Origin of the sequence: Amycolatopsis sp. cmx-11-51, assembly GCF_047608665.1 — a bacterium.
Taxonomy (GTDB): Bacteria; Actinomycetota; Actinomycetes; order Mycobacteriales; family Pseudonocardiaceae; genus Amycolatopsis.
In genome coordinates, this window is record NZ_JADNQO010000025.1 from 1 (window position 1) to 11513 (window position 11513).

Sequence of the window (11513 nt, forward strand, 5' to 3'; positions counted from 1 at the left end):
GAGACCCGGCGCGGCGAACCCGACGATGACGCCGAGGACCACCGCCGCGATCACGGCCAGGTACAGGTAATGCATCTTGTCTCGGCGACGCGGCGCCGCATCGGGCGGTGTAGGCACCTTTGCCTCCAGCTCAGGGGGTGTCCGGGATCGCCGGTCACTATCACCCGGCCTGGTGAGCTGGGTCACGGTTGTGTTCATTGAGTTCGCGCGAGTGGTTTCCGGGGAATTCCGGCCGGGCGGACCGAGCGGCCGGTGTGCCGGTGTGCTGGTATGGGTCCGTGCCCTCGACGACGCGGATTCGGACCAGGCGTGGTTCTCTCGCCCGCCAGCTGCTGATTCTCCAGCTCGTGGTGCTTTTCGTGCTCGTCGCGGCAGGCGTGGCCTTCGCCTATCTCGATTCCGTCAGGGCCACCGAAGACCGGGCGCGGGACAAGGTGACCGCGGTGGCCGAAGCGGTGGCGGACGCACCCGGCGTGCTCGCCGCACTGTCCACATCGGAGCCCAGCCGGACACTGCAGCCGTTCGCGCAGAGTGTCCGCGCGGACACGGAAGTGGATTTCGTGACCATCATGGACACGAACGGGATCCGCTACACCCACCCGAATCCGGAGCTGATCGGGCAGCCGTTCATCGGGAACATCGGCGAGGCGCAACGTGGCGGCAAGGTCCTCGAGACCTACGCCGGTTCGCTCGGCCCGTCCGAACGCGTCGTGGTCCCGGTGCTCGGCACCGGAGGACAGGTCGTCGCGCTGGTCTCGGTCGGCATCACCGTCGAGGCGATCGACGCCGAACTCCGCGAACGCCTGTGGCCGCTGATCGGTGTCGCGGCGGCGGTGCTGGTGGTCGGCGGGATCGGCAGTTATCTGGTCAGCGCCCGGCTCCGGCGGCAGACCAGGGGGATCGCGCCCGAGGAACTCAGCAACCTGTTCGAGTACCACGAAGCCGTCCTGCGTTCGATGCGCGAGGGACTGCTGCTCGTCGGTGGCGACGGGCGGGTGGTGCTGTGCAACGACGGCGCCCGCGCACTGCTCGGCGTCGACGGTGACCCCGTCGGCCTGGAACTGTCCGCCTTGGACATTCCCGAAGACCTCGTCGAATCGTTCACCTCGGGGGAGGAGCGCACCGACGAACTCCACCTCACCGAAGCCAGGGTGCTCGTGGTCAGCACCGCACCCGTGCGGTCGCGCGGCGAGGCGATGGGCACCGTCGTGATCCTGCGCGACCACACGGAACTCCAGGCGCTGACCGGTGAACTGACCACCGTGCGCGGACTGGCCGAGGCGCTGCGATCGCAGGCGCACGAGGCGGCGAATCGGCTCCACACCGTCGTTTCGCTGGTCGAGATCGGGCGCCCAGAACAGGCCGTCGAGTTCGCGACCGAGGAACTCGCGCTGGCACAGGAACTCACCGACCGGGTGGTCGGCGCGGTCGCCGAGCCCGTGCTCGCGGCGCTGCTGCTGGGCAAGGCGGCGGAGGCGAGCGAACGCGGCGTCGACTTCACGATCACGCCCGACACGGTCATGGAGGACTCGGACACCGGCGTGCCGCCGCGGGACCTGGTGACCATCCTCGGCAACCTGATCGACAACGGGATCGACGCGGCGGCGGGCACCGCCGGAGACGGCGGACGGCCCGGGGTCGAGGTCACCGTACGGTCCGACGCCGACGGGTTGCTGCTGCGGGTCGCCGACACCGGCCCCGGCGTGGACGACGTCGAGGACGTCTTCCGGCGCGGCTGGTCCACCAAACCCGAGGACGGCCACGGGCTCGGCTTGGCACTGGTGGGTCAGGCTGTTCGGCGGCACAGTGGGACCATCGACGTCGGCCGCGACGAGGGCGCGGTGTTCACCGTGCGCTTGCCGCTGACGACGCCGCCGAAGGAGTCGAGACGATGATCAAGGTGCTGGTCGTCGAGGACGAACCCGTCGCCGCCGACGCGCACCGGGTGTACGTCGAGAGAATGCCCGGCTTCTCCGTGTCCGGCGTCGTCCACTCCGGCGGTGACGCGTTGCGGTTCTGCGAACGCGAGCCCGTCGACCTGGTGCTGCTGGACTTCTACCTGCCGGATACGCACGGGCTTGCGGTCTGCCGGTCGCTGCGGGCGGCAGGGCTCCCGATCGACGTCATCGCGGTGACCTCGGCGCGTGACCTGGCGCTGGTCAAGGCCGCCGTGTCGGTCGGCGTGGTGCAGTACCTGCTGAAACCGTTCACCTTCGCTTCCTTGCGTGAGAAACTCGAGCGCTACGCCGAATTCCACGGCGCTTCGGGCGAGGTCACCGGACAGGCCGAGATCGACCGGGCGCTCGGCACGCTGCGCACCACCGAGCGGCAGGTGCTGCCGAAGGGGATGAGCGGGCAGACCCTGAAGGCGATCACCGAGGTCCTCGCCTCGGCCGCGGACGGCCTGTCCGCCGGTGCGGCCGCGACCGCGATCGGCGCCTCACGGGTCACCGCGCGGCGCTACCTCGAATACCTGGCCGACAACGGCCTCGCCCAGCGCGAGCCCCGCTACGGACAGGTCGGCCGCCCTGAGGTCTGGTACAAACCCAAAACCGTATAACGATCTATTCGGCGGCCCGATGGCTGCCTCGGATCAGGTGAAAATCGGCGAACTCGCGCGGAGGACCGGGGTCAGTGGGCCTGATCCGGCCCGGTCGCGAAGGCAACGGCTACCGCGACCTCATCGCCGCCGGGGTCTGTTCGCCGGGCGAACCGACGGCTTACGACCTCGCGGACGGGCCGAGGCGCTCGCGGAATCGGCTGGCAAGCTGGTGTTGCGGCCGTGGTCGCGACATGGTCGTATGCGAAGCCATGAATGTCAATAGGGCGAAAGTGTTGGTAAATCACCAGCTGGCGGAAGCGACGAAAGTTGGTGCCCGTTCCCGGATTTCGCTCTTAGATTCACGAACCATTCCGTTGTCCGCACAAGGAGTGGTTCCATGGCAAGGAAGTTCTTCGTCTCCGCGTCCGTGAGTTTGGCGCTGCTCGCCGTCCCGGTCACCGCGGGTCAGGCTGCGGCCGCGGTCCAGCCTGCTCAGCAAACCGCCGCGGTGACCACGGTCTACTACGACGCCTCGGGAGCGCCCAGCTTCCGTGCCGCCATCCAGGCGGGTGCGGCGAACTGGAACAACTCGGTGTCCAACGTGAAGCTGCGGGAGAGCTCCTCCGGGGCCACGCTGCGCTACACCGAGGGCAACGACCCCTCTGGCTCGTACGCCGAGACCGACGGCCACGGCCGCGGCACCATCTTCATCGACTACACGCAGGCGCAGCGGTACGACCAGACGCGGATCGCCGCGCACGAGACCGGCCACGCGCTCGGCCTGCCGGACCACTACCAGGGCCCGTGCTCCGAGCTGATGTCCGGCGGCGGCCCCGGCCCGTCCTGCACCAACGCGAACCCGAACGCCCAGGAGGTCTCGCGGGTGAACTCGCTGTGGGCCAACGGGCTCGTCGCGGCGGGCGCCATCCAGCGCATCTACAACTGACGCTGAAGTCCCTGGAGGCCTCCTTTCCTGCGCTAGGCGCAGGGACCCGGCAAGGTTGAGGTCTTGCAGAGCAGGCGGCCCTTCGTCGCTGTATGAGGCTGTTGATGAAGGAATGGGGACGTTGAGTATCCCCATTCCTTCATCGTCGCGGAGGCACACCGGTCGCGGAGCTTCGTCAACACAGCGCTGACCAGCAGCTCCGCGACGTCGCCGAGACCCTGACTCTCGAGGTAGGAAAGGAGGCCTTCACGGCGTTCTAGCCCTGGAACTCGTAGGCCCCCGCATCGACCCGGGCACCGGCGTGGACCGGATTGCCGTCGACGTCACGGTCGTCGTACCTCGTGGTGCCGAGGTCGATCGCCGGGCTTCCCGCCTTCAACACGAGGTTCGTCGCCGACGTGAACTTCGGATCGGCGACCTTGTCCGTCGCGCCCGCCGTGAACTGCCGCAGCCCGCCGAAGTAGACGTTGTGGTCCGTCGCGGTGAAGCCCGGGTCCGCGTAGCCGACCTTCAACGCGGCCTGAACGACGTTCTGCGTCATCCTCAGCATCTGGTTCGTGCAGCCGCCGTAGCAGACGAAACCCTCCGACTCGGCGTTCGAGAGCCGCAGCGAGTTGTTGCGGAACACCGTCCCGAGCACCGGCCCGTTCCCGTCCTCGGCTCCGCGCGTGATGATCCCGCCGCGAGTCTTGACGCCGAAGACCGCGTTGTACTCGAAGACGTTGCCGGTCGAGACGCCGTCGGGATCGTCGGCGTCCGTGCCGAGTTCGGTGAAGGTCTCGTTGTCTTCGGAGATGTTGTGGTGGATGACGTTGCGTGACCCGTAGAAGATTTCGACCGCGGCGCCGTCGAGGCCGCCGAAGTCGTCGGACTTCGCGATCGAGCCGCTGATCCGGTTCCAGCCGATGTCGGAGTCGTTGCCCTGGACCAGTACGGCGAACGCGCCGGAATCGTCGTCACCGCCCGGGGTCACGACGGTCATGTGGTTGTTGTCGACGAGGTCGTTCTGCGTGACCTCGGTGTGGTCGGCAGACGGCGCGATGTACACGCCCGCGCCGGCACCGGTGATCAGGTTCGACAGCACTTTGTTGCGGTCGCCGGACACCTTCACCCCGGCCCACGAGCAGCGCCCGGCGTCGGCGGCGACGCCGATTTGCAGGTTCTGCACGCGGTTGTCGTTGCCTGGCAGATCGACGCACGCTTCGGTGTTGCCCTTGACGATCGGGCGGGCACCGGTGCCGTACGCGCCGATCGTGACGCCTGATCCCTTGACGGTGAGGCCGCCGGGCCAGGCCGAGCCGCGGCGCAGCAGAACGGTGTCGCCCGCGGCGAACGAGGTCGCGGAGACCTTCGACAGCGATTTCCACGGGGTTTGCTGCGAGGTGCCGCTCGCGGTGTCGCTGCCGGAGACCTGGTCGACGTAGTAGGTCTTCGAAGCGGCTTCGGCCGTCGTGAATCCGGTGCACGCGACTGCGGCGAGCAGGCTCACGGAAAGCAGTTTCCAGGACATTCCGCGGACCGTAACCACCTGCCGCACAAGGCTCGTACAAAGACGCCGACGGTGTCGTACAACGTGAACTCACTCGACCATGGCGACGTGGAGATCGACTGGCCGCCGGTAGGAGTCTCGCGCCGGATGGTGAAGTGGAGGGTCTGAGCGGGGAAGCTCACTCACGCCCACCGACCGCAACTAGAGGACTACTTGCGTCAGGTGCCGCCCGACCGGTGCTCAGTCGAGGCGCGGTCCCGCGGCGATTCGATGGTCAAGGGAACCGACGTGTCGCCGGTGAGCTGGCGCAGCTGGGTCATGGTGCGGTCCAGCTGCTCGGCCAGGCGCGGGATCGTGCTGGACGGGAGATAGACCTCCGCGCCGGCGTCGAGCAGGCGGCGGACGGGGCCTTCGTAACGCACTCCGAGTTCGGCGTCCTCGATTTCCGCGATCACCACCCGTGCCTTCGGGTACAGCGCCCGGAAGTTCGCGATCAACTGCGGGCTGACCGGTGGTACCAGCAGGACGTCGATGCTGGTGGGGGCCGAGTGCAGGTCCAGCACGATGTAACCGGGGCCGAGCCGATCGGACAACGCGGACCGCGCCGACTCCGACAGCTTCATGGCGGTGGCCACGACCGTGACGTCCTCGGCGTCCGTCGCTGGGAATCGGTCTTCGTGAACCGTGCCCGTCATCGTCCCGATCGTCCTGCCGTTCCGGATGATGCGCACTTCCTCGCCGGGGCCGAGGGAGTCGAGGAGTACGACGAGTTCTTCAGGGAGCTGGGTGGCGTCGACCCACCGCGCGGACTGATCACTCATCAGTACATGATGGCCCCCTTACCTGCGCCAGGCGCAAATAAGGGCTTCTAGCGCGGCCGTCCAGGAACCCCAGGCCGGGTCTGCCACGGATGAGGCCCGTCCAGCGGCCGGTACTCGACTCCCAACGCGTCCAGCCGCGGCAGGTGGTGGTCCCGCAGGCGCGGCAGGAATTCCGCGTAGTCCCGGCCTTCCGGGCTGCTCCACGCCACCTCGGCGAAAGCGCTCAACCGCGGGAAGGCGGCGTAGTCGACGCGGCGCATGGTGTCCAAATGCTCCGCCCACACCTGCGCCTGGGTGCCGAGAATCGTCCGGTCAGCGGGGAAATCCGCGGGCACCGGCTCGTAGCCGTAGATGTCCTCCAGTGTCCGCAGATAGCCGACGGGGATCGGTTCGTCGGGGTGGTCCGACTGCCGGTGATCCAGGTACACGTGCTCCTCGGGGCACATGACGACGTCGTGCCCGGCCGCGGCGGCACGCGCTCCGGCCGCCTCGCTCTGCCACGAGCCGATGACCATCGGGGGCAGGTCGCCCGCTTCGAGCACCTCGTCCCAGCCGAGCGGACGACGTCCTCGTTCGACCAGATGCCGGGCGATCTCGCGGACGAACCGGCCGTGTTCCCCGGTCGCGCCGGGTACCTCGTCGCCGCCGAGCGCGATGACCTCGGACGGGAAGATCTCCAGCACGTGGTCGAAGACGCCCTTGAAGAAGTCCACAGTGGACTTCTCCGTGTTCAGCAGTGACGTGCTGATACCCCAACTCGTCCAGACCTCCCACGGTTCGGCGGTCTCCGGCCCGAGTTCGGGATAGGCGGCGATCGCGGCCCGCGCGTGCCCGGGGATGTCGACTTCCGGGACCACGGTCACCGAGCGCGAGGCGGCGTACGCGACGATCTCGCGCAGGTCGTCGGTCGGGTAGAACCCGCCGTGCGGCCGTCCGTCGCGTTCCGGGCCGTCGTGCCGCCCGACCATGGACGACTTCCGCCAGCCGCCGACCTCGGTCAGTCTGGGGAACTCGGGGATCTCGATCCGCCAGCCCTGGTCGTCGGTCAGGTGCAGGTTGAGCACGTTGAGCTTGTGCGCCGCCAGCAGGTCGATGAACCGCAGCACCTCGGCCTTGGTCCGGAAATGCCTTGCCACGTCGAGTAAACAACCACGCCAGCCGAAGCGCGGGTGGTCGGTCACCACCCCGCACGGGATCGTGGCCTCTCCACCGAGGATGGACGCGGCCCGGAACGCGTCCGGGCCGATGAGCTGCCGGAGCGTTTGGCGGCCGTACAGCTCGCCCGCCGCGTCGGCCGCGCGCAGTGTCACGCCGGACGGGTCGATCTCCAGCCGGTAGCCCTCGGCGGGCAGCCCGGCATCGATGCGAACGTCCACTTCGGACGGTACTGAACACTCTCCCGGCAGCGATTCCACCGAGACGGGACGGGGGAGCAGAGTTTCGAAGCCAGGCATGTCAGCCCTTCACCGCGCCGCCCATGACGGACACGAGTCGTCGTTGCACGAGGATGAAGAACACCAGCACCGGGATGGTCATCAGGGTCGAGCCCGCCATCACCGCGCCCCAGTCGGTGTCCTCCGGTTTGAAGAACACCAGGATCGCCAGCGGGAGCGTCTGGTTCTCGGTGTTGGAGATGATGAACGTCTTGGCGAACAGGAAGTCGTTCCAGGCGTGGATGAAGGCCAGCACGCTGATCGCCACCAGTCCGGGCGCCACCAGCGGGAAGAGGATCTGCCAGGTGAACCGCATGCGGCTCGCCCCGTCGATCTTCGACGCCTCTTCCAGTTCCTGCGGCACCGCGGCGACGAAGCCGCGCAGCATCCAGATCGCGAACGGCAGGCTGAACGCCAGGTGCACCAGGATCAGCGAGCCGAGATGGTTGGTGCCGAACGCCGGCGCGACGTCGCCGACCGATCGCATCAGGAAGAACAGCGGAATGGTCAGCGCCTCGACCGGCACCATCTGCGCCACCAGCACCATCACGAGCAGGACGGTCTTGCCCTTGAAGTTGAACCGGGTCAGCGCGACCGCCGAAAGGAACGAAAGCAGCAGCGACAACGCCACCACCACGACGGCGACGATCACGCTGTTCAGGAAGAACAGCGCGAATCCCTCGCCGCTGAGCACCCGTTCGAAGTGCTCCAGCGTCGGCGTGAGCGTCCACGGCCGCGGGTTCTCCGCCTGGATCTGCCCGGTGGGTTTGAACGCCGAAAGCACCATCCAGTACACCGGGAACGCGACCATCCCGGCGATCACCACGCAGATGATCTCGGCGATCAGCCTGCCGGGCTTGTGAACTCGACGGCCCGCGGTCACACCCATCCCGCGCTCCGGCGTTGCGACCGGACGTACAGCCCGGTGATGGACAGCAGCAGCAAGGTCATCACTACTCCGAGTGCCGCGCCGAGACCGTATTCCTGTCCGGCGAAGGCCTGTTGATAGGCGAAGACGTTGAGCACGAGGTTGCGCCCGGCCACGCCGCCACCATTGGTCATCACGTAAATCTGGGTGAAGATCTTGAAGTCCCAGATGATCGACTGGATCGTGGCGATGGTCAGCAGCGGCCGCACCATCGGCAGCGTGATCGACCACGTGGTGCGCCAGGTCGACGCGCCGTCGAGATACGCGGCCTCGACGACCTCCTCCGGCACTCCCTTGAGCCCCGCGTACATCGTCACCATGACGAACGGGAACGAGCACCAGATGACTTCGGCGGCCACCAGCCCGAACGTGCTGAACGTGCCGAAGGTCCAGGAGTGATTCGCCATCCCGGTGAGCCCGAGGCCCGAGAGCACCTCGTTCACCAGGCCGAAGTCCGAGTCGAACAGGAACAGCCAGACGTACGAGCCCGCCATCGCCGGTGTCGCCCATGCGGCCAGTGCCGCCAGGAACAGCGGGACCCGTGCCCAGGTGCGGACCCGGGTCGCCAGGACGGCCAGCCCCGTCCCGAGCGCGAGACTGCCGACGACACAGACCGCCGTGAAGCCGAGGGTCTTGGCCAGCACTTCCCAGAACTGGATGTTCTCGAGCAGGTCGACGTAGTTTCCGAAGCCGAGGAACACCAACGGCGCGTTGCCGACGGCCTGCGGCTGGCCGTAGTCGTAGAACGAGATCAGGACGAGCTGGTAGATCGGGTAGACCAGCATCGCCAGCAGCAGGATGCCGCCGGGAGCGAGGTAGAGCAGGGCCGCCCGCCCGTCCCGGCGACGGCGGGGGGACCGCCGTGCCGGGACGGCCGGAGCCGTGGTGCGGGGAATCTCTTTCGTGACCACTTAGCCGAACGCCTTGTTCATCTCGGCGGACGCGGTGGCCAGTGCGGCCGCGGGGTCCTTGCCGCCGGTCGCGATCTGCTGGATCGCAGTCGGCAGCACGTTCTGTGCGTCGATCTTCGACCACGCCGCGGTGGCGGGGACGAACTTCGTGCCCGCGGTGAGCGTGTCGACGAACGGCTTGACGGACGGGTCGCTCGCGGCGACCTTCTGCTGGACACCGCCGAGCGTGGGCAGGTTGCCCATGGCGATGTACATCTTCTCCTGGTACTTCGCGCCACCGAGCAGTTCGGTGAACTCGACCGCGAGGCTCTTGCGCTTGGTCGCGTTGAACACGCCGAGCAGGTTCCCGCCCGCGAACGCCGGGGCGATCTTGCCCGCCTCGGTGCCAGGGATCGGGATGATCGCGTACTTCCCCTTGACCTGACCGGCTTCGACGGCCTTGCGGTTGAAGTCACCACCGATCGACATGCCGGCCTTGCCGCCCGCGAAGGCCGTGATGCTCTGCGTTCCGGTGAGGTTGGCGCACTGCTCGGGCGGGCAGATGTCCGCCTTCAGCAGGTTCGCGTACGCGGCCACTCCGGCCTTGGTCTGCTCGGAGTCCATAGTGGACTTCCATTTGTCGCCGTCCTGCTTGGCGATCTCGCCGCCGTGCGCCCACAGGAACGGCAGCATCGCGTAGGTGTACTTGCCACCGACGGAGATACCGTACAGCTCCGGCTTCTTGGCACGGATCGTCCTCGCGGTCTCGGTCAGTTCCGCCAGCGTCGCGGGCGGCTTGAGGCCGAGTTCGGCGAAGAGGTCCGTGCGGTAGTACAACGCGCGGATGCCGGTGAACCACGGCAGGCCGTACGTCTTGCCGCCGGACTTGGCCGTTTCCAGCACGGCGGGAAGGAGGTCGGAACCCTCCTTCCACGACGACAGGTCACCGGTCAGGTCGGCCAGCGCGCCGGTGGCGGCGTAGCTGGAGACGTCGGTGTTGCCGAACTCGGCGACGTCCGGCGCGCTGGCCGGGTCGTTGAAGGCGCCGGAGAACTTGTCCGCGCGGCCTTCCACCGGGATCCACTGGACGTCGATCTCGACACCCGAATGCGCCGCCTTGAACTCGGCGATCGCCTCCTTGACCGCGGCTTCCTTCGGTGCGCGGTTGGCCTCGTCGAACAGCCAGACCCGGACCGTGCCGGTCTTCTCGTCACCGCCGCCCGCGGCGGGGGTGTTCTGGGCAGGCGCACAGCCCGCGACGAGGCCGACCGCCGCGAGGCCCGCGATGAGGACGCGAGTTCTCATGGGAGTTTCTCCTTATGCGAAAAAGACGGAATTGACTTGGGCGAGCGCGAGTTTCCCGGCGACCGCCCCCGGAAGACCGGTGGCGGGGTCGCGCGGCAGCCAGCTGAGTGTGCCGGACTTGTCGCTCGAGACGTAGAACCAGCGTTCGGTCGGATCGAGCGTGATGTGGCGCGGGTACACTCCGCCGACGGGCGCGTTGTTCAGCAGCTTCAGGGACTTCCCGCCCTCGCCGACACCGAACGAAGCGATCGTGTCGGAACCGCGCACCGACGCGTAGACGAACCTGCCGTCCTTGGACGTGGTGATCTCGCCCGGGTACTGTGCGCCGGGCGTCCCCGCCGGAACGGCCGGGACCACCTGCCCGGCGGACAGTTTCCCGGTGGCCGGGTTCCACGCCGCGACGGTCACCTCGGCTCGCAACTCACCGAGGATGTACGCGTACTTGCCGTTCGGGTGGAAAGCGAGGTGCCGGGGCCCGGGGCCCGACGGGAGCTTCAGCTGCTGATTCAGCTTGAGTTTCCCGGTCGTGGTGTCGAGCTTGTAGACGTAGACCGAATCCGCGCCGAGGTCGACCGAGAGCACCCACTTGCCGGTCGGGTCGTTGACGACCTGATGCGCGTGCGCGGCCCGCTCGGCGCCCTTGTGCTGGGCCAGATCGACGACGTCGCCGAGTTTCCCGCCCGCGAGGATCGGGAGCACGACGACACTGCCACTGCTGTAGTTCGCGGCCAGCACGTACTTCTGGCTCGAATGGACGGTCAGATGCGTCGGGTGCTTGCCTTTGGCCGACTTCTTGTTGAGCAGTTTGGGTTTCGCCGGATCGGCAAGGCTCAGTGCGGAGATCTGACCGTTCTCGTCCTCGTTGGTCACGTACAGCGTCTTGCGGTCGGCGCTGATGTCGAACCAGGAGGCGTTGCTGACCCCCGGAATCGTCCGGTCGACGACCAGCGCGTTCGTGGTCGTGTCCCGGTGAGCGACATCGAGTCCGTGCCCGGAACTGGTGTAACTGCTGAGGTAAATGGCCCCGGTTCCCTTCGGTTCGCAGAGCTGTTCGGAAGCATTGGCCAGGTGGGAACCGAGAACGGTGGTGAGTCCAGCCGCTCCGACGGCGCCGAGGAAGGTGCGTCGATCGAGTCCGGTCATCGTGATCTCTCCCAGC

At 67.6% G+C, this 11513-nt stretch carries 10 protein-coding genes; 3 read left to right on the forward strand and 7 right to left on the reverse strand.

Going from position 1 to position 11513, the window contains the following annotated elements:
- Window positions 1-278 precede the first annotated feature (278 nt).
- From ACM6LU_RS37235 to ACM6LU_RS37245, 3 genes are all read left to right on the forward strand, one after another.
- Window positions 279-1895, forward strand: coding sequence for an ATP-binding protein (locus ACM6LU_RS37235; RefSeq protein WP_414942565.1), 1617 nt, complete (start codon window positions 279-281; stop codon window positions 1893-1895).
- A complete protein-coding gene (locus ACM6LU_RS37240) occupies window positions 1892-2560 on the forward strand; it encodes a response regulator (RefSeq protein ID WP_414942566.1) in 669 nt (222 codons plus the stop codon). The genes ACM6LU_RS37235 and ACM6LU_RS37240 overlap by 4 nt, the downstream gene beginning before the upstream one ends.
- Window positions 2561-2939: 379 nt before the next feature.
- On the forward strand, window positions 2940-3488 hold the full coding sequence (locus ACM6LU_RS37245; protein WP_414942567.1) for a snapalysin family zinc-dependent metalloprotease: 549 nt from the start codon (window positions 2940-2942) through the stop codon (window positions 3486-3488).
- A 256-nt stretch (window positions 3489-3744) separates the two neighbouring features.
- Here ACM6LU_RS37245 and ACM6LU_RS37250 read toward each other — a convergent pair whose 3' ends face one another.
- The 7 genes from ACM6LU_RS37250 to ACM6LU_RS37280 all read right to left on the reverse strand — a co-directional run bounded on the left by ACM6LU_RS37250 (window position 3745) and on the right by ACM6LU_RS37280 (window position 11497).
- Window positions 3745-4998, reverse strand: a complete 1254-nt coding sequence (locus tag ACM6LU_RS37250) for a choice-of-anchor Q domain-containing protein (protein WP_414942568.1) — start codon at window positions 4996-4998, stop codon at window positions 3745-3747.
- 197 nt (window positions 4999-5195) lie between these two features.
- Window positions 5196-5798 (reverse strand): hypothetical protein, encoded by a 603-nt coding sequence (locus tag ACM6LU_RS37255; protein ID WP_414942569.1) that lies wholly within the window; start codon window positions 5796-5798, stop codon window positions 5196-5198.
- A gap of 47 nt (window positions 5799-5845) precedes the next feature.
- On the reverse strand, window positions 5846-7252 hold the full coding sequence (locus ACM6LU_RS37260) for a beta-N-acetylhexosaminidase (protein ID WP_414942570.1): 1407 nt from the start codon (window positions 7250-7252) through the stop codon (window positions 5846-5848).
- A gap of 1 nt (window position 7253) precedes the next feature.
- Window positions 7254-8120 carry a carbohydrate ABC transporter permease gene (locus ACM6LU_RS37265; protein ID WP_414942571.1) on the reverse strand — a complete coding sequence of 289 codons (867 nt, stop codon included), beginning with the start codon at window positions 8118-8120 and terminating at the stop codon, window positions 7254-7256.
- Complete coding sequence (locus ACM6LU_RS37270) at window positions 8111-9070, reverse strand: carbohydrate ABC transporter permease (RefSeq protein WP_414942572.1); 960 nt, start codon at window positions 9068-9070, stop codon at window positions 8111-8113. Before ACM6LU_RS37270 ends, ACM6LU_RS37265 begins: the two co-directional genes overlap by 10 nt.
- Window positions 9071-10354: an extracellular solute-binding protein gene (locus tag ACM6LU_RS37275; RefSeq protein ID WP_414942573.1), complete on the reverse strand. Its 1284-nt coding sequence runs from the start codon at window positions 10352-10354 to the stop codon at window positions 9071-9073. It abuts the gene before it with no gap.
- 12 nt (window positions 10355-10366) lie between these two features.
- Window positions 10367-11497 (reverse strand): lactonase family protein, encoded by a 1131-nt coding sequence (locus tag ACM6LU_RS37280; RefSeq protein WP_414942574.1) that lies wholly within the window; start codon window positions 11495-11497, stop codon window positions 10367-10369.
- Window positions 11498-11513: the final 16 nt, after the last annotated feature.